The sequence below is a fragment of the Lysobacter korlensis genome (genome assembly GCF_042434515.1).
Genome location: NZ_JBHLTG010000001.1, coordinates 299,369 through 318,868 on the forward strand (window position 1 = coordinate 299,369; position 19,500 = coordinate 318,868).

9 protein-coding genes are annotated in these 19,500 nt (G+C 67.3%); 5 read left to right on the forward strand and 4 right to left on the reverse strand.

Annotated features, from left to right (window positions below; all coding sequences use genetic code 11):
* Positions 1-15: 15 nt before the first annotated feature.
* Positions 16-1,677: an alpha-amylase family glycosyl hydrolase gene (locus ACFFGH_RS01340; protein WP_386667281.1), complete on the reverse strand. Its 1,662-nt coding sequence runs from the start codon at positions 1,675-1,677 to the stop codon at positions 16-18.
* A gap of 83 nt (positions 1,678-1,760) precedes the next feature.
* Positions 1,761-3,266, reverse strand: a complete 1,506-nt coding sequence (locus ACFFGH_RS01345) for an MFS transporter (protein ID WP_386664164.1) — start codon at positions 3,264-3,266, stop codon at positions 1,761-1,763.
* A gap of 193 nt (positions 3,267-3,459) precedes the next feature.
* On the opposite strand from ACFFGH_RS01345, the gene ACFFGH_RS01350 reads away from it, so the two are divergent.
* Entirely contained in the window at positions 3,460-5,091 is a 1,632-nt protein-coding gene (locus tag ACFFGH_RS01350) for an alpha-glucosidase family protein (RefSeq protein WP_386664165.1), read from the forward strand.
* 16 nt (positions 5,092-5,107) lie between these two features.
* On the opposite strand, the gene ACFFGH_RS01355 is transcribed toward ACFFGH_RS01350, so the two are convergent.
* A complete protein-coding gene (locus tag ACFFGH_RS01355; RefSeq protein WP_386664167.1) occupies positions 5,108-6,622 on the reverse strand; it encodes a tryptophan halogenase family protein in 1,515 nt (504 codons plus the stop codon).
* Between ACFFGH_RS01355 and ACFFGH_RS01360 the strand changes: the two genes are divergently transcribed.
* The 3 genes from ACFFGH_RS01360 to ACFFGH_RS01370 all read left to right on the forward strand — a co-directional run bounded on the left by ACFFGH_RS01360 (position 6,621) and on the right by ACFFGH_RS01370 (position 13,027).
* On the forward strand, positions 6,621-9,467 hold the full coding sequence (locus ACFFGH_RS01360) for an alpha-1,6-glucosidase domain-containing protein (protein WP_386664169.1): 2,847 nt from the start codon (positions 6,621-6,623) through the stop codon (positions 9,465-9,467). The genes ACFFGH_RS01355 and ACFFGH_RS01360 overlap by 2 nt on opposite strands.
* Before the next feature lie 69 nt (positions 9,468-9,536).
* On the forward strand, positions 9,537-11,561 hold the full coding sequence (locus ACFFGH_RS01365) for a glycoside hydrolase family 97 protein (RefSeq protein WP_386664170.1): 2,025 nt from the start codon (positions 9,537-9,539) through the stop codon (positions 11,559-11,561).
* Between the two features lie 758 nt (positions 11,562-12,319).
* Entirely contained in the window at positions 12,320-13,027 is a 708-nt protein-coding gene (locus ACFFGH_RS01370) for a DUF6445 family protein (protein ID WP_386664172.1), read from the forward strand.
* A gap of 701 nt (positions 13,028-13,728) precedes the next feature.
* Here ACFFGH_RS01370 and ACFFGH_RS01375 read toward each other — a convergent pair.
* A complete protein-coding gene (locus ACFFGH_RS01375) occupies positions 13,729-16,407 on the reverse strand; it encodes an alpha-amylase family glycosyl hydrolase (protein ID WP_386664174.1) in 2,679 nt (892 codons plus the stop codon).
* Positions 16,408-16,657: 250 nt separating this feature from the next.
* Between ACFFGH_RS01375 and ACFFGH_RS01380 the strand changes: the two genes are divergently transcribed.
* On the forward strand, positions 16,658-19,372 hold the full coding sequence (locus ACFFGH_RS01380) for a TonB-dependent receptor (RefSeq protein ID WP_386664176.1): 2,715 nt from the start codon (positions 16,658-16,660) through the stop codon (positions 19,370-19,372).
* Positions 19,373-19,500: the final 128 nt, after the last annotated feature.

The following is a 19,500-nucleotide window of genomic DNA, read 5'->3' on the forward strand; positions in this document are numbered from 1 at the left end:
GTGACGCCGCACTTCTCAGCCGCTGCGCCTCGCGCGCTGCATTGCGTCGTTGAGGGCCTCGCGCAGAGTTGGGTCGGTGACGGGAGCGTCCAGCACATAGACTTCGACGCCGTGCGCCGGCACCGTGGCGTCGAGCACGCCGTCCGCGCTCACGTCGACCTTCCCACCGGCAAGCGCCGCACGCCACGCTCCGGGCTGCAGGTGCTTGCGGATTTCGAAGCGCGCCGGTGCGTCGCCCTTGTTCAGCAGCACGAGCGCGACCTGCTGGGTCGCGCCGTCCTGCAGCACGCGATAGAACGCGGCGCGGTCGTCCTTGAACTCGAGGTTGACCTGCAATCCGCGCTGCAGCGCCGGCGTCTGCGCGCGTAGCGTGGCGATGCGCTTGAGCGACTCGCGGATCGGGTGGCCGACCGCCGCGTCGACTCGCGGCTGGCCGAAGTAGTTGCGGTTGCCGGCGTGCTCGGCGCTGCCGCGCTCGAAGCCGACTTCGGAGCCGTAGTAGATGACCGGGATGCCACGCGCGGTGAACAGGAAGTTGTGTGCGTCGATGAAGCCCTTGTCGCTCGCATCGATGCGCGGCATGTCGTGGTTGTCGTAGAACGTCATCAGCTCGTACGGGTTCGCGTACGGGCCGTCCGTCAGGTACAGCCGCTCGGCGACGCGTTCGTAGCCCGCGCCCTTGCCACCGAACACTTCGACCAGCCGCTCCTTGAGCGGGAAGTCGAGCACGCTCACGCCCGCATTGCGCGGCAGCGTGTGCTGCGCGATCGTCGCCGCGTCGTGGTCGAACGCTTCGGCGAACATGAAAAAGCCCGGGCGTTTTTCGCGGATGCGCGCGGAGAACGCATTCCAGAATTCGTGCGGCATCCAGCCGATCGTGTCGATGCGGAACGCGTCGGCGCCCTGGTCGATCCACTTCGAATACGCGCCGACGAAGTAATCGAGCACTTCGGGCCGCGTGGAATCGATGTCCGACAGCTGCGCGAGCCCGCCGCCGGTGTTGTACCAGCGGTGCAGCGGGTTGTTCTTCGGATCGAGCTTGGACGGATGCAGGTTCTGGTGATCGGCCAGCAGCTGGCCGTCCGCCCCGTAGATCTCGCCGAACTTCGGCTGGTCGGCCGGCATCGTGTACGCGGGCGAGCCATGGTTGGCGACGATATCGAGCACGGTCTTCAGGCCGCGCTGCTTGAGCCCGGCGGTCAGTGCGCGGAAATCCAGGCCCGGGCTTGGCAGATGCTCGTCGAGCTCGTAGAAGTTCACGCCCCAGTAGCCGTGGTAGCCGGTCTTGCCGCGGTCGGTGTGCATGCCGCCCCACTTGACCGCGTCACCGCCGGTGAATGCTTCATCCGGGTTGTCGACGATCGGGGTCAGCCACAGCGCGCCGAAGCCCATGTCGGCGATGTAGTGGGCGTTGTCGAGGATGCCTTTGAAGTCGCCGCCGAGGTAGCCGATGTTTGCACTGCGGCCCTTCGGTGCGCCGGGCACCGGACGGTCGAACGTACGATTCGCGCCGCCCTGCTCGCGTTGGTCATTGGAGGGATCGCCGTTGACGAAGCGGTCGGTGACGACGAAATACACCGCATCCGATGCGAACGGCTCGGTGGTGCCGATATAGCTTGCCACCGCTTGGGGCTCGGCTGCGTTCGCCTCGAGCGCTGCAGGCTCGGCAGCCGACATCGCGGGCGTGCTCGCGCAGCCGCTGCCGAGTGCGAGTGCAGCGAGCAGTCCCGCGGTCAGCGCGCCGCGCGCGGGGCCCGGCCTCACGAGCCTGCTCCCACGGCTGCTGCACCACCGCGCGGTGCGTACACCGGCTCGCGCACGCGCAGTACGAACAATCCCGAGATGATCATGCTCACGCCACCGATTGCGAGCGCCTGAATCGGCTCGTTGCCGAGCAGGCTCTTGAGAATGAAGCCCAGCAGGCTGGCGGCAACCAGCTGCGGGATCACGATGAAGAAATTGAAGATGCCCATGTACACGCCCATCTTCTGCGCCGGTACTGCATCGCTGAGCAGCGCATACGGCAGCGACAGGATCGATGCCCACGCGAAGCCGACCCCGACCATCGACAGCAGCAGCCACATCGGATCGCGGATGAACAAAAACGACAGCAGCCCAAGGCCGCCGAGCACGGTGTTGACGAGGTGGCTCACGCGCAGGCCCCAGCGCTTGACCATGCGCGGGATGATCACCGCGGCGAGCGCCGCGAAGCCGTTGTAGGCGGCGAACAGCACGCCGACCCAGTTCGCGCCTTCGTTGTACGCGGCCGAGGCGGTGTCGGAACTGCCGAAGTGCACCGAGGTGACTGCGGCGGTCGTGTAGATCCACATCGCAAACAGGGCGAACCACGAGAAGAACTGCACGACCGCGAGTTTGCGCATCACCAGCGGCATGTCGTGCAGGTCGGTCATGATGCTCGCGAATGCGCTATCGCCGCGGATGAAGCCCAGTGCCAGCAGCGCCAGGCCATACGCCGCGATGCCGCCCCCGAGGATGTAGAGCTGCTTGTCGAGTCCGAACGCGGCCACCGCGACGAGCCCGGCGACACCGATCGCAAGCCACACCAGCCCCTGCATGCGAAGCCGCGATGGGTCCGCCGGACGACGCGCGAGCGGCGGCGCTTCGTCGTAGGCGCGCAGCTGCTCTGGCGGATATTCGCGCGTGCGCAGCACCGTCCACAGGATCGACAGCAACAGCACCGCCGCGCCGAAATAGAACGCCCAGCGCACCGTGTCGGGTACTTCACCGGGGCCTGCGGTGTTGCCGACGCCGAACTTCGCGAGTGCGAATGGCAACAGGCTTGCGATCACCGAGCCGATGCCGATGAAAAAGCTCTGCATCGCATAGCCGGTCGCGCGCTGCTTGACCGGCAGCTGGTCGCCGACAAACGCGCGGAACGGCTCCATCGAGATATTGATCGACGCGTCGAGCACCCACAGCAGGCCGGCGGCGATCCACAGTGTCGGCGAGTTCGGCATCGCCAGCAGCGCGAGCGTCGCGAGCACGGCGCCGATCAGGAAATACGGACGACGCCGGCCGAGCCGCGTCCAGGTGCGGTCGGACATGTAGCCGACGATCGGTTGCACGATCAGGCCGGTCAGCGGCGCGGCGATCCACAGCACCGGAATCGCGTCCATCTCCGCGCCGAGCGTCTGGAAGATGCGGCTGACATTCGCGTTCTGCAGGGCGAACCCGAACTGGATGCCGAGGAATCCGAAACACATGTTCCAGATCTGCCAGAACGACAACTGCGGCTTTTGATTCATGAAATGTCCAAACGGCGGGGCAGGCGTAGACGGGACGCCTGTTGGGCCCCGACCGTAACCGATGCTAGTCAGCGATCGCACCGCACCATCGCGCGATGCAAACGTATTCAACCCCGAGCGTGGCTGCGGATCGGCTCGTCACCGGCGCGCGCATGGAATAGTGCGCCTCTGAAAAAAGGAAATGGAACGGTCGATGTCGAAAGCGCAGTCATGGTGGCGCGGTGCGGTGATCTATCAGATCTACCCGCGCAGCTTCCTCGACACCAATGGCGATGGCATCGGCGATCTGCCGGGCATCGTCGAGAAGCTCGACTACGTCGCCAGCCTCGGCGTCGATGCGATCTGGATCTCGCCGTTCTTCAAGTCACCAATGGCGGATTTCGGCTACGACATCGCCGACTACCGCGCGGTCGATCCGATGTTCGGCACGCTGGCTGACTTCGACCGGCTGCTCGAGAAAGCGCACTCGCTTGGGCTCAAGGTCATGATCGACCAGGTGCTGAGCCACACTTCGATCGAGCACGAGTGGTTCAAGCAAAGCCGCGAGAGCCGCGAGGGCAACAAGGCCGACTGGTATGTCTGGGCCGATGCGAAACCCGATGGCACGCCGCCGAACAACTGGCTGTCGATCTTCGGCGGCGTGGCCTGGCAGTGGGAGCCGCGGCGCTGCCAGTACTTTTTGCACAACTTCCTCGCCAGCCAGCCGGACCTGAACTTCCATAGCCCGGCCGTGCAGCAGGCGCAGCTCGACAACGTGAAGTTCTGGCTCGACCGTGGCGTCGACGGCTTCCGCCTTGATGCGATCAACTTCTGCTTCCACGACGCGCAGCTGCGCGACAACCCGCCCAAGCCGGAGGAACTTCGCACCGGGCGCGGCTTCTCCGCCGACAACCCCTACGCGTTCCAGTACCACCACTACAACAACACCCAGCCCGAGAACCTGCCGTTCCTCGAGCAGATCCGGCAGTTGCTCGATCGCTATCCGGATGTCGCCGCGCTCGGCGAGATCTCGTCCGAGGATTCGCTCGCGACGATGGCCGAGTACGTGATGCCCAGCCGCCTGCACATGGGCTACAGCTTCGAACTGCTGACCGACGACTGCACCGCGGCGTACGTGCGCGAGACCGTCGAGCGGCTGGAAGCGCAGATGGTCGATGGCTGGCCCTGCTGGGCGATCAGCAACCACGACGTGCGTCGCGCGGTCACGCGCTGGAGCGCGGCCACCGGCGACGGCGATGCGGACGACGCGCTTGCGCGCCAGCTGGTCGCGCTGGTGTGCTCGCTGCGCGGCTCGGTCTGCCTGTACCAGGGCGAGGAGCTGGGTCTCACCGAGGCCGAGGTGCCGTACGAGCTGTTGCAGGACCCCTACGGCATCGCGTTCTGGCCGAACTTCAAGGGCCGCGACGGCTGCCGCACGCCGATGCCGTGGGACGGCGGCGAGCAGGCCGGCTTCACCGAAGGCGAGCCGTGGCTGCCGGTCGCCGATGCGCATCACCCGCGCAGCGTCGCCAAGCAGGAGAACGATCCGGATTCAGTGCTCAACGCGGTGCGTGCGTTCCTGCGCTGGCGGCGCGAGCAGCCGGCGCTCGTGCTCGGTTCGATCCGTTTCCTCGACACGCCCGAGCCGGTGCTCGCATTCGTACGCGAACATGACGGCCGGCGCGTGCTCGCCGCGTTCAACCTGTCGGCAGCGCCGGTGGAATGTGCGCTGGCGATCGACGCGGCCGTCTCGCCGATCGCGGCGCCCGGCATGGTCCCGGGCGGTTGCGACGGCGCCCGCCTGCAACTGCCGGCCCGTGGCGCGCTGTTTGCCGAACTGGCCTGAGCGCGCGGCGCGGGCTTCAGCCCGGCGCCGCCGCGCAGTGGCGCGCAATGAACGCCTCGTGCGTCGGCATCGCTTGCACGCAGTTGCCGATCACGCCGCGGATGTTCTCCAGGTACTCGCTGATCTTCTCTTCGGAGTACAGGTCCACGAGCGCGTGGTAACCGCGCGGGATCACGCGCTGGCCGTGCAGCACCTGCACCCAGCTCGGCTCAGCGAACAGCTCGTTGCCGTTGCGGAACACGCGGCCGTTGCTGCGGAACAGCTCCATGCGACGGGTCACCGACTCGGGCACGTCCATCGTGCGGCAGTAGTCCCAGAACGGCGTGTCGCTGCGTTCGGTCGCGTGGTAATGCACGATCAGAAAATCGCGGATCGCATCGAACTCGACGTCCGAGTGCAGGTTGAATTCGTCGATGTCGTGCTGGTCGAAGCCGGCCGACGGGAAGAACGCGGTCAGCCGCGCGATCGCGGACTGGATCAGATGGATGCTGGTCGATTCCAGCGGCTCCATGAATCCGCTCGACAGGCCGATCGCCACGACGTTCTTGTTCCAGAACTTGCGGCGCTTGCCGGTGACAAAGCGCAGCATGCGTGGCTCGGCGAGCGCTTCGCCCTCGAGGTTGCGCATCAGTGTTGCGGTCGCCTCGTCCTCGCTGATGAAGCGGCTGGCGAACACATGCCCGTTGCCGACCCGATGCTGCAGCGGAATGCGCCACTGCCAGCCGGCCTCGCGCGCGGTCGAGCGCGTGTACGGCGTGATCGGCCCGCCGTGCGTGCACGGCACCGCGACGGCGCGGTCGCACGGCAGCCAGTGGGTCCAGTCGATGTAGCCGGTCTTGAGCGCCTGCTCGATCAGCAGCCCGCGGAAACCGGAGCAGTCGATGAACAGCTGGCCCTCGATGCGGCGGCCGCCGTCGAGCGTGACCGCCTCGACGAAGCCATCGCTGCCACGCAGCGAAACGTCGACGACCTTGCCTTCGATGCGCTCCACGCCACGCGCCTCGGCGTAGCGGCGCAGGAAGCGCGCGTACAGGCCGGCATCGAAGTGGTACGCGTAGGCGATGTCGGCGAGCGGCGAGTTCGGCCGGTCGGTGACCGCGCGCATGAACTTGTTGTGCCGGCTCGCGAACGTGGTGATCGAGTAATCGTCGAGCGGCGCGGCCTTGCCGGCGGCGTGCATCTTCAGCCAGTACTGGTGGAACGGCACCAGCCCGAGGTCCTGGCCGATCTTGCCGAAGCCGTGAACGTAGCTGTCGCCGACCTGGCCCCAGTTCACGAACTCGATGCCGAGCTTGAACGAGCCCTGCGTCTCGCGGACGAACTGCGCCTCGTCCAGTTCGAGTGCCTGGTTGAACAGCTTGATCATCGGAATCGTCGCCTCGCCAACGCCGACGGTGCCGATCTCCTCCGATTCCACGAGCCGGATCGAGTAGTCCCGGTTCAACACCTTCGACAGTGCCGCGGCGGCCATCCAGCCCGCGGTGCCGCCGCCAACGATGACGACTTGCGTGATGCGATCCCCAACCGACATGCCTGACTCCCATTCCCAGAAGACCCACGCGTGCGCGAGCGCCACCGTGGCGGCCCATTCTGCGTCGGTGATGCGGCGTGCGTCGCGGGCGCGCGTCGCTGGATACGTATTCAGTCCGCTCGGCGTCGCACTTCTGGCCTGCCTCGCGGCGAGCCCGGTCCGCGCGCAGGCCACGCCCGCCGCCACCGCCGCCGATTGCAACGCAACCGAGCGCGCACGCACGCTGGTGCCCGCCGCGCGCACCGGCACCGACGCGCGCGCCTACTGGCTCGACCGCGAGCGGATGCGCTGGCCCGGCAAGCCGGCCGACGGGCGCTATCGCCTCGTGTTCTCGGCCGACGGCCGGCTGGTCGCCGAGCCCGGCCAGCGCGTGCTCGGCGCCGACATCGCACTGACGCCGTCGCAGGCCGGGTCGCTGCCGCCCGACGTCGCCGAGCGGTTCAAGTTCGTCGCGCCCGGCGCCACGCTCGCGCTCGATGCGCGGGCCGCCGCGACCGTCGCAAGCCATACCGCCGGCCAGTGGCTGCTCGTGCACGAGGACGCGCGCGGACACGTGCTCGACGCGACCGGGCTGCAGTGGCCGGGCCTGCTCGATGACGTGTACACCGGCGCCCGTCAGGCCGACCTCGGGCTGCGCGTCGATGATCAATCGGCCCGGTTCGGCGTCTGGGCGCCGACCGCCCGCAGCGTCGCGCTGTGCGTGTACGACACCGGCGCCGCGCCCGCCGCGAACGCCGTACCGCTGCGACGCGACGCGGCCACCGGCGTCTGGTCGGCCACGCTGCCGGGCGACCTGCGCGGCGCGTACTACACCTACCTCGTCGACGTGTTCGTGCCCGGCACGGGGCTCGTGCGCAACCACGTGACCGATCCGTACTCGGTGAGCCTCACCACCGACTCGACCCGCAGCTACATCGCCGACCTCGACGATCCCGCACTTGCGCCGCCGGGCTGGCGCGGCCACGCGCGCCCCGATGCGCCGAAGTCGCTGACCGACATGGCGGTCTACGAGCTGCACGTACGCGATTTCTCGATCGGCGATGAAACCGTGCCGGCCGAACACCGCGGCAAGTACCTCGCGTTCGCCGACACGGACTCGAACGGCATGCGGCATCTGAGCGGCCTGCGCGAGGCCGGGCTCACCGACATCCACCTGTTGCCGGTGTTCGACATCGCGACCGTGCCCGAGGCCGGCTGCGTGACGCCGCAGATCCCGAACGCCGCGCCCGACAGCCCCGCGCAACAGGCGGCCGTGTCCGCCGTCGCCGCGCGCGACTGCTTCAACTGGGGCTACGACCCGTACCACTTCAACGCGCCCGAAGGCAGCTATGCGAGCGACGCGGCCGACGGCGCCGCGCGCATCCGCGAATTCCGGCAGATGGTGATGGCGTTGCACGCCGCCGGGCTGCGCGTCGGGATGGACGTGGTCTACAACCACACGACCACGTCCGGCCAGAACGCGAGTTCGGTGCTCGACCGCATCGTGCCGGGCTATTACCACCGGCTCGATGCAAACGGCACGGTCGAGCGCTCGACCTGCTGCGACAACACCGCGACCGAGCACGCGATGATGGCCCGGCTTATGGAGGATTCGATCGCGCTGTGGACGCGGCAGTACGGCATCGATTCCTACCGCTTCGATCTGATGGGCCACCAGCCACGCAGCGCGATGGAGGCGATCCAGGCGCGGCTGCAGCGCGAGAACGACCGCGAGATTCCGCTGATCGGTGAAGGTTGGAACTTCGGCGAGGTCATGGACGGGGCGCGCTTCGTGCAGGCTTCGCAGAACTCGCTCGGCGGCACCGGCATCGGAACGTTCAGCGACCGCGCACGTGACGCGCTGCGCGGCGGGGGCTGCTGCGACAGCGGCAAGGATCTGCTGAGCCAGCAGGGCTATCTCAACGGACTGGTCTACGCACCGAACGTCCATGCCGATCCCAAGCGTCCGCGCAGCGACCTGTTGCACGCGGCCGACCTCGCGCGCGCGGGGCTTGCCGGCACACTGGCCGATTACGAAACCACGTTCGCCGACGGCCGCACCGCGCCGCTGTCCAAACTCGACTACAAGGGTCAGCCGGCCGGCTACGCGAGCCAGCCCGGCGAAGTCGTGAACTACACCGAAAACCACGACAACCTGACCCTGTTCGACCTCAACGCGCCGCGCCTGCCCGAAGGCACCAGCCGCGAGGAGCGCGCGCGCGTGCAGGCGCTCGGCGCGGCGTTCGTCGCGCTGAGCCAGGGCATGGCGTATTTCCATGCCGGGCAGGACGTGCTGCGCAGCAAGTCGCTGGATCGCAACAGCTTTGACTCAGGCGACTGGTTCAACCGGCTCGACTGGACCTACCGCGACAACGGCTTCGCCGCCGGCCTGCCGAAGGCCGAGGAAGGCGAGAAGGACTGGCCGCTGCTCGCACCGGTGCTGCGCGATGCATCGATCAAGCCGACGAAACGCGAGATCGAATGGACGCGCGATGCGTTCCGCGACTGGCTGCGCATCCGCGCGAGCACGCCGCTGCTGCGGCTGACGAGTACGCAGGATGTGCAGCAGCGGCTGCGCTTTGCGAACACGGGTCCCGAACAGAACCCGGTCGTGATTGCGGGCCACCTGGATGGTCAAGGTCTGCCTGGCGCGCGCTTTTCGCAGCTGCTGTACCTGATCAATGTTTCGCCCGAGCCGCAATCGCTGGTGCTGCCCAGCGAGGCCGGCAAGCGATACGTGTTGCATCCGGTGCAGCGCGATGCCAATGCGGCCGACGCCCGCCCGCGCGAGCAGGCCCGTTTCGACTCCAGAAGCGGTCGCTTCAGCGTGCCGCCGCGGACCGCTGTCGTGTACGTGATCGAGTAAGCACTTCCGCACCAACCGGCCGCCGCCGTGCTGTGCGGTGGCGGCTTTCCAAGTTGACGAGGACACCCGATGCGCCTGTTGATTCTGTTCGCCCTGAGCTTCGCCGCGTTTGCGACGCATGCCGAAACCGTCGCGAGCGTGGAATCGCCGGACAAGGTGCTGCGTGTCGAACTGGACCTGTTCGAAGGCCGGCTCGGTTACCGCGTGACCCGGCTCGGCGAGCCGGTCATCAACACCTCGCGGCTGGGCTTCCAACTGCGCAATGCCGAGAAGATCGAGCGCAACCTTGCGCTGACATCGCAGGCCACGCGCAGCGTCGACGACACCTGGGAGCAGCCCTGGGGCGAGCGCCGCGTCGTGCGCAATCGCTACAACGAGTTGCGTGCGCGGCTGACCGAGACGATCAACAACAAGCGTGCGATCGATGTCGTGTTCCGCGTCTACGACGACGGGCTGGGCTTTCGCTACGAGTTTCCGGAGCAACCCCAGCTCACCGACGTGATCATCGATGACGAGCTCACCGAGTTCGATGTCGCGCAAGCAGCGACCGCGTGGTGGATCCCGGCCGGCGAGTGGAACCGCTACGAATACCTCTACAACGAAACGCCGCTGCGTGAGGTCGGACGCGCGCATACGCCGATCACGATCCGCACCGAAGGCGGGCTGCACGTCTCGTTCCACGAAGCCGCGCTCGTCGATTACTCGAGCATGTGGCTGCAGCGCATCGAAGGCCAGCGGCTGCGCGCGCAGCTCGCGCCGTCGGCGGACGGTTGGAAGGTGCGCCGCCAAGCGCCGTTCCACACGCCGTGGCGCACGCTGCAGATCAGTGACCGGGCCGGCGCGCTCGTCGAATCGAGCCTGATTTTGAACCTCAACGAGCCGAACACGCTCGGCGACGTGAGCTGGGTCAAACCGAGCAAGTACGTCGGTGTGTGGTGGTCGCTGCACCTGGACACTGAAAGCTGGGCGACGGGCAAGAAGCACGGCGCGACGACCGCGAACGTCAAGCGCTATATCGATTTCGCCGCAAAACACGGCTTTCGCGGCGTGCTCGTCGAAGGCTGGAACCCGGGCTGGGATGGGCAGTGGTTCGGCAACGGCTGGGACTTCGACTTCACCCGGGCCACACCGGCTTTCGACATCGAGCAGCTCGGCGCGTATGCGAAGCGAAAAGGCGTGCACCTGGTCGGCCACCATGAGACCGGCTGCGCGGTCAGCCACTACGAGCGCCAGCTCACGCCCGCGTTCGAGCTGTATGCGCGGCATGGTGTGGATTCGGTCAAGACCGGTTACGTCTGCGACGCCGGGCAGATCGAGCGGCAGGAGGCACCCGACGGGCCCGTGGTGCGCGAATGGCATGACGGGCAGTGGATGAGCCGCCACCACCTCAACGTCGTGCAGGAAGCGGCCAGGCACCGCATCGCGGTCAACGCGCACGAGCCGATCAAGGACACCGGGCTGCGCCGCACCTATCCGAACTGGCTCGCACGCGAAGGCGCGCGCGGCATGGAATACAACGCCTGGGGTAATCCGCCGAACCCGCCGCGGCACGAGGTCGACCTCGTGTTCACCCGGCTGCTGTCGGGCCCGATGGATTTCACGCCGGGTGTGGTCAGCCTCAAGGGTCGCAACGGGCAGAAGATCCAGAGCACGCTGGCCAAGCAGCTGGCGAACTATGTGGTGCTGTACAGCCCGATCCAGATGGCGGCCGACCTGCCCGAGCATTACGAGGCGCGGATGGATGCATTCGCGTTCATCAAGGACGTGCCGGTGGACTGGGAGGACACGCGCGTACTCAACGCGTCGATTGGCGATTACGTGACGATTGCGCGTAAGGACCGCGCGAGTGCGGACTGGTATCTGGGCAGCGTCACCGATGAGCACGGGCGCGTGTTCGAGCTGCCGCTTGCCTTCCTGGAGCCGGGGCGGGTGTATGAGGCGCAGGTGTATCGCGATGGTGATCGCGCGGATTGGCAGAGCGCGCCGTTCGAGTTTGTGCGCGAGACTCGGCGGGTGACGAGTGGGGATACGTTGACGGTGCGGTTGGCGCCGGGTGGGGGGCAGGCGGTGCGGTTTCGCGCGTTGGGGCGGTGATTTTTGCTCGGGTGGGAGGAGGTTGGTTGTGATCGTGATTCGAGCGTGGGGGATGGGAGCGGAAGCTTTCGCCTGACGGCGAGTTACTTTTCTTTGCTGGCCCAAAGAAAAGTAACCAAAAGAAACGGCCTTTCCTCGTGAGGTCAAAATCTTCGGCGATTGGCGATGTGGCACCGGGATTTTTCGAAGCGACATCCCTGTCGCTTCGAAAAACGCTCGACGTCCTGTCGAGCGCCCTCCGGGTCTGGGTGGCTTGAGTGGCTTCAGCGGCTGCGGGTAGCTGCGTTGGCGTGCGCGGGGGACGTCGATCGTCAGGAGCGCGGTGTTTGTTGCAGGTTGGGCGCGCGGGTGGGCCGGGAGGTCTTCGATTCCGGTATCGACACGAACACAAACACTGACTCGAACCTGGTGCCGTGCCGTGCCGTGCCGTGCCGTGCCGTGCCGACATCGACATCGACATCGACATCGACACCGATACCGATACCAACACCAGCACCAGCACCAGCACCAGCACCAGCACCAGCACCAGCACCAGCCTCGGCCTCGGCACTCGCACCTGCCCCGCATCTGCACCTGCACCAGCGCGCCCAAGTTCGCACCAGCGCCAACGGCGATTCCGGTAGGGACAGCCACCTGCGCGGGACAATCGCTACGATCCGCGCGACCATCCTGCTCGCGCACTCACGCACTCACGCACTCACGCACTCACGCACTCACGCATTTACGCATCTACGCCCTCACCCGCAGGACCCGCCGCCATGTTCAACCCGAGCCCGCGCATCGAGTGTTTGCCGATCACGCCGCGTCAGGCGTGCTGGGTGATCGACGATGCGCTGCTGGATCCACAAGCGTGGATCGAGCAAGCAGCGGCTGAGGCCGGCGCGTTCCGCGAGGCCGCGCACAACGCGTTTCCTGGTCCGGAACGTGCACTGCCTACGACGTTATCCAATGCGCTCGCCACCTTCTTCGATGCGCATCTGCGCAACCGGCTTGGTGCGCGCCGGACCGTGCGCATGCACGCACGGTTCTCGCTGGTGGCGCGTGCGCCGCACACGCTGGCACCGACGCAGCGCATTCCGCACGTGGACCGGCTCGCGCTCGAGCCCGGCCAACGTGCGTTCGCGAGCGTGTTGTATCTCTTCGACGACCCGGCGCTTGGAGGCACGGCGTTCTACCGGCCGCTCCGGCCGCCGGCGGAGATGATCGGCCTGCTGCGCGATTCGGCGCAGCTCGACGGCGATGCGTTTACGGCTCGCCACGGCATCGGGGCCGGTTACCCGGGCCCGTCGGAGTGGTTCGACCGCGTGCTCGCGGTGCCCGCGCGCTACAACCGGCTGATCGCCTACGACGGCACGGTGTTCCACGCCGGCCAGATCGATTCGCCACTGCGGCTGTCGGCCGACCCGCGCCAGGGCCGGCTGACGGTCAACGGCTTCTTTGTGTGCCGAATGCCGGCCGCTGCCTGAGCCCGGTGTCGTGGCGCGAAAACGCTGGTCGCGCCTCGTGCGGCGCCGCGCTGGTCGCGCCGCGCGCGTCGATCAGGATGACCGACGACCGACGACCGACAACCGACAACCGACAACCGACAATCGACAAGCGACAAGCGACAAGCGACAAGCGACAAGCGACAAGCGACAAGCGACAAGCGACAAGCGACAAGCGATAAGCGACAAGCGACAAGCGATAAGCGATAAGCCGGTCTGCCGGCTGTCAAAGGGCCACACACGGACGCCGGGATCGGAGAGTTTGACTTGCCGCGCCGCTGCCCGGGAACGCTAAGACGCCGACCGAGGGACGCGCCTTGCTGTTGGCGCGTGACGCTCGGCGATCGGACTACCGACCGCAGGCCTGTCGAAGGGCCGCACGCAGCCGCGGACCGGGAGCTTGGCCTGCCTCGCCGCCGCGTGGCAGCGGCACGTCTTCGACCGAGGGACGTGCGCTGCTTAGGGCCGCGCTGTTTGCGCGTCAAATTCGTCGATCAAGGCAACCGATCCGCAACCCTGCGTGCAGGCTCCCGCAGGCACCTGACCGGAAGCCGTGCCGCCCTGCCGAAGTGCCGAAGTGCCCAGGTGCCCAGGTGCCCAAGCGCCGCAGTCCCGAGCCGCAGCATCGACTCAACTTCGACCGAAGTCGACCGAAGCTGCGGGCCTCCTCACTCGCCGCAGACTCAGCGAGCCGGCCCCAGCAGCACGCTCGCCGAATCCATCACCTTCGCATCGCCCGCCTGGCCACCGCCGAATGCCGCAGCCCCGGCCTGCGCCTTGAGCGGCCGGTAGCCGCCGTCGTAATCCCAGGTCGTCACATGCACGCGCCCGCCGGCGAGCGTCGCCGGGTCGCCAAGTGCGCTGGCCGGAAACGTGAACGTCAGCGTGCGCGCCTCAGGGTCGACGGCAAGGTCCGCGACTGGCGCGACCGGCGCCCCCTCATGGTCTGCGCGCGCGCCGTCGGCGGCGAACAGCGCGTTCGACCAGCCGTGCGCGCGCCAGCGGCGGTGCCAACGCATGCCGCCGGGCAGCGACGCGTCCTGCAGCGGCATCACCGTGCTGCCGCCGTCGCGGCCGGGTAGCTCGATGAAGCCGGTGACCGCGACATGGTCGAAGCCGTTCGCGGGGTTCCAGGCACGGCTCAACGCCCGCAGCGTGACCTCCACGCGCAGCGCGCCGCCGGCGGTCCAGGCGCGCACGCGCTCGATGTCGGCCGGGCGCAGCTCACGCCAGCCGGCGTCGAGCGGGTAGGTGTAACGGCCGTCGGGCCCGGCGTCATCGCCGACCGGATCGGCCGTCTCGCCGGCCGGGCGCCAGTCGAGCGCGACGCGGAATGGCTGCGACGCAGATGCCGCGCCGCGCACGGGGTCGTACGCGACCACGCGATGCTCGATCGCCGGGTCGACCATCGCGTCGGTGCGCACGCGCGCCTGCCAGCGGCCGTCGCGATCGACCGTGATCGTGTTCGCACGATCGAGCCGGCCGTCGACGACGAGCTGCACTTCGCGCGCCCCCGGCGCCTGCCCGCCGACGTCGAAGTCCGCGGTCACCGGAGACGCCGGCAACGCTGCCAGTTGCGGCGTCGGCGTCGCGGCAGGCGCTTCGACGCGTTCGCGCTCGACCTGCCAGACCTGCCCACCGCGCGGCGGCAACACCAGCGTCAGCGTGCCATCGGCACCGACCACCTGCCGCGTCGGCATCCCATCGATGCCGAACGCACCGCGCAGCACCGTACCGCCCGGCAGCCCGGTCGCCAGCCGATCGAGCAGCACCGGCGCATCGGCGCTGTTCAGCACGACAAGCGCCGTTGCTGCCTCGCCGGCGGGCGCCTGCGCGCGCGTGTCGCTGGCCGGGTCGTAATCCATGCGCCAGGCGATCGCGCCGGCCTCGGCCGTGTTCGCGGTCAGCACGCGCGGTGCGCCGCGCGACAGTACGGGGTTCGAACGCCGCAACGCGATCGCGTCGCGCAGATAGCGGTACAGCGGCGCCGCAGCGTCGAAGTGGTCGCGCCCGCCACTGCCGTGGCCGCCGGCAAACATCGACGCGCGCTGCGCGGTGAAGCCCTGCTCGGTGCCGTAATAGATGACCGGGATGCCCGGCAGCGTCAGCATCGCGAGCAACGCCTGCTTCAGCGCCGCCTCGCTGCCGCCGGCGAGGAAGCGGTCGACGTCGTGGTTGTCGACGAAACTCGGCATGCGCCACGGATCGGCATGCAGCGACATCATCGACTCGACGCGGTGGCGCAGCTCCGCGGTCGGCCGCCCGCGCGCGAACACGTCCGACAGGCTGCCGTACAGCGGGAAGTTGATCATCGCCGGCAGCCCGCCCGGCGTGCGCATGTACGCATCGAGCTTGCGCGCCTGCACGTCGCCGAACGCCTTGTCGGCGCCGAAGCCTTCGCCGAATGCGAGCAGGTCCGACCGGCCGGTGGCCGCCGCGACCTTCGCCACGCCCGGCGCAGCGGGATCGGCCGAATGCAGGAAGTCGGCGAAGAACTCCGCCGGCACGTGGAACGCGGTGTCGACGCGCAGCGCATCGACACCGGCCTCGCGGATCCAGAACCCGTACGCGTCGCGCAGCGCCGTGCGTACGACGGGGTTTTCGGTGTTCAGGTCGTCGAGCCCGGCGAGCTGCCACTCGAGCTCCTGCGTCCGGTCGGTGTAATCGCGGATGTCCGGCGTCCAGTGGTAGATGCCGGCCGCACGATGCGCGGGGTTGCGCACATCGTTCAGCGAGAACGGCGCCTGCACCGGCGCGGTGCGGCCGTCGGCGGTCGGGTGGACGACGAAGTGTCTGGTCGGGTCTTTCTGATCCCACGTGCCCGAATAACCGGTGTAGTTCGCGACGTGGTTCACCACCACGTCCTGCACCAGGTACATGCCGCGCCCGTGCAGCGCACGCGAGAGTGCCCGGTAGTCATCGAGCGTGCCGAAGTGCGCGTCGATCGACTTGAAATCATGCGCCCAGTAGCCGTGGTAACCGCCGTACCCCGAGGCCGTGTTCCACCACTGGTTCGCGACCGCCGGCGTGGTCCACAGCGCGCTCGCACCCAAACCCTGGATGTAGTCCAGTCTGCGTACGAGCCCGGCCAAGTCGCCGCCGCTGAAGCGCGCGCCGTCGTTCGGGTCGTACTCGCCCGCGCCCTGATCGTTATTGCGCGGATCGCCGTCGTCGAAGCGGTCGATCATCGCGAAATAGATCACCGCGTCGCGCCAGTCGGGCGAGGGGACGTGCAGTGGGCCGGGCCCGGCTGCGAGCGCGGTCGACGTGGCCAGAGTCAGCGCGACACCACAGGCAACCCGTCGTACGCGCGGCGTGGCGCACGCACGCAAAAGCGCACGCATCGAACTTGGACTCGGCATCGGCTCTTCCTCGGCGAAAACGCCCGACCTACGGGCGCAACTCCGCAGAAACTATTCCACGCGTGTGAGGCTTGCGGCAGTGCACAACGCACGGAAGTGCATGAATACGTTTGCAGCGGAACTTGCAGGGCGTAACTGAGGATTAACATCGATCTGCGCTCGCGGTGCGTGTTTTGCACCGGTTTGTCGCCCCGATTCCGTGGCCCCGCCGCACGGCCGGTCCATCAAACTTTGCAGTGGGAGTAGCACCGTGGTTCTCAAACGCAATCTGCTCAGCGTCGCACTCGCTTCGGCGACATGGATGATCGCTTCGGGCGCCCAGGCGCAGGTGCAGGCCCCGCCTGCCGACCCCGTCAGCGCAGAAGCCGAAGTCGCCGCGACGACGCTCGACCGCGTCCAGGTCACCGGTATTCGCAGCGCGATCGAAAAGTCGATCGACACCAAGAAGGACGAGACCGCGATCGTCGAAGCGATCTCCGCTGAAGACCTCGGCAAGCTGCCGGATGCGTCGATCGCCGACTCGATCGCACGACTGCCCGGCCTGACGGCGCAGCGCTTCGGCGGCCGCCCGCAGGAAATCAACATCCGCGGTTTCTCCGGCGATTTCTCGACGACGACGCTCAACGGCCGCGAACAGGTGAGCCTCGGCAACAACCGTGGCGTCGAATTCGACCAGTATCCGTCCGAGCTGATCCACCAGGTCGTGGTCTACAAGACCCAGGACGCATCGCTGATCGGCCAGGGCCTGTCGGGCACCGTCGACCTGCGCACCGTGCGCCCGCTCGAATACGGCGAGCAGACCGTTGCGGTGAACGTGCGCGGCGATCTCAACGATGCACGCGGCGGCGAGGAGTACGGCAACCGCTTCAGCATCTCGTATATCGACCAGTTCGCGGACAACACGGTTGGCCTCGCGCTCGGCTATGCGCGCTTGAACAACCCGATCCAGGAGGCCCAGTTCGAGGCATGGGGATACGCTGACGGCGTGCTCGGCGGCGGCAAGCTGTACGAGAACGACACCGAGAACGAACGCGACGGATTCGTCGGTGTGCTCGAGTTCAAGCCGAGCGACATCTATGCGACTCGACTCGACGTGTTCTACTCGAAGTTCGACAAGATCCAGCGCAAGCGCGGCATGGAGTTTGGTCTCGTGTTCGGCCCGCCGGGCGCGCCGGACAGCCGCACGGACAACGCCAACGGCACGGCGGTGCAGGCAACGTTCGATAACTTCCGCCCGGTGATTCGCAACGACTACAACGCGGCGAAGGATGACCTGTTCTCGCTCGGCTGGAACCACGACCTCAAGCTCAGCGAAGCGTGGACGCTCAACGCGGACGTCAGCACCTCGAGCGGCGTTCGCAACGAGCGGATTCTGGAAACCTATGCCGGTCTGCCGGCCGGGGTAAGCGACACCGTCGGCATCACGTTCAATCCGGACGGCTATTTCGAGCTCGACACCGGCTTCAACTATGCCGACCCGAACATCCTGCGACTGACCGATGCCGGCGGCTGGGGCCAGGACGGTTACATCAAGGATTTCGAAGTCACCGACACGATCAACTCGGTGCGTCTGGACCTGGAGCGCACGTTCGAGTCCGGCTCGTTCAGCAGTCTGGAGTTCGGCGTCAACCTCACCGAGCGCACGAAGTCGCGCGCTTCAAACGAGAACTTCCTGTGCCTGCGCGCCGACTGCGCGACGGGCGCTGAAGTCGCGATCCCGACGCAGTTCGGAACCGACTCGGGCTTTACGTTCGGCAACCTGGGCGGCCTGTACGGCTACGACGCGCTCGAAGCGTTCAACGCGCTGTATTTCCGCCGGCAAAACGTCAACAACGGCGACATCAACCAGAAGAACTGGGAAGTCGACGAGCGCATCGTCACCGCCTACGTGCAGGGCAACCTCGACTTCGACGTCGGCGCCGTCCGCGTGCGCGGCAACGTGGGCGTGCAGGCCATTAACGTGGAGCAGAGCTCCAGCGGTGTGTCCACGTTCCAGGGCGTCACGCTTGATCAGCCGGCAACCCGCGGCGCGAACTACACCGATTACCTGCCGAGCCTGAACCTCAACTTCGAACTGCCCGCCGACCAGCTCGTGCGGTTCGGCGCCGGCAAGCAGCTGGCCCGCCCGCGTATGGACTTCCTGCGCGCAAACGCAGGCTTCAGCATCAACCCGAACCAGACGAACCAGGAGACCTGCCAGGCGCTGGGCCTTACGGCGCCGTGCGTGGTGTTCGAAGGCGGCGGCGGCAACCCCGAGTTGCTGCCGTACGAGGCCTACGCGTACGACCTCTCGTACGAGAAGTATTTCGCGGAGAATCGCGGCTACTTCAGCGCTGGCGTGTTCTACAAGGACTTCAGCACCTACGTGCTCGAAGTGCGCACGCCATTCGACTTCAGCCAGTTGCCGATTCCCCCGGGCGTCACCGGCCCGCAGCCGACGTCGCCGATCGGGCCGTACACGACGCCCGTGAACCTAGACGGCGGCAAGTTGCAGGGCTATGAGCTGGCCGTGTCGCTGCCGTTCGATATGTTCTGGGCACCGCTCGAAGGGTTCGGCATTCAGGCGAACTACTCGTACGTCGAGAGCGAGGTGGTTCCGTTCGAGGGCGAAGACCCGATCACGTTCCCGGGCCTGTCGAAGCACATCTCGAACGCGACGGTCTACTACGAGCGCTTCGGCTTCTCGGCTCGCGTGAGCCACCGGCGCCGTTCCCGCTTCCTCGGTGAAGTGCAGGGCTTCGGCGGCGACCGCGCATTCGAGCAGTTCCAGGGCGAAGGCGTCACCGACCTGCAGCTCGGTTATGAGTTCGAAGAGGGCCCGCTCGCGAACCTGTCGCTGTTGCTGCAGGTCAACAACCTCGAGAACGAGCCGTTCCGTGGCAATTTCGACAACCGCGAGGACCGTCCCCGCAAGTACTTCGAATACGGCCGCACCTACCTGCTCGGTCTGAACTACCGGTTCTGAGCCGGCTCGGAACTGTAAACGGCTGACCCCGGGGCCCCTGTCGGTTCAAGCGAACCGCGGGGGCCCTTTTTTATTGCGCGGCGGCCGGCGCCGCATGAAGATCGACGCCGGCCGCCCAGGAGCATTGC

Coding starts and splice junctions, on each gene's coding strand:
- ACFFGH_RS01340 (WP_386667281.1), bottom strand. CDS start 1,677: ATGTCGGCTGCCGAGCCTGCAGCGCTCGAGGCGAACGCAGCCGAGCCC.
- ACFFGH_RS01345 (WP_386664164.1), bottom strand. CDS start 3,266: ATGAATCAAAAGCCGCAGTTGTCGTTCTGGCAGATCTGGAACATGTGT.
- ACFFGH_RS01350 (WP_386664165.1), top strand. CDS start 3,460: ATGTCGAAAGCGCAGTCATGGTGGCGCGGTGCGGTGATCTATCAGATC.
- ACFFGH_RS01360 (WP_386664169.1), top strand. CDS start 6,621: ATGCCTGACTCCCATTCCCAGAAGACCCACGCGTGCGCGAGCGCCACC.
- ACFFGH_RS01355 (WP_386664167.1), bottom strand. CDS start 6,622: ATGTCGGTTGGGGATCGCATCACGCAAGTCGTCATCGTTGGCGGCGGC.
- ACFFGH_RS01365 (WP_386664170.1), top strand. CDS start 9,537: ATGCGCCTGTTGATTCTGTTCGCCCTGAGCTTCGCCGCGTTTGCGACG.
- ACFFGH_RS01370 (WP_386664172.1), top strand. CDS start 12,320: ATGTTCAACCCGAGCCCGCGCATCGAGTGTTTGCCGATCACGCCGCGT.
- ACFFGH_RS01375 (WP_386664174.1), bottom strand. CDS start 16,407: ATGCCGAGTCCAAGTTCGATGCGTGCGCTTTTGCGTGCGTGCGCCACG.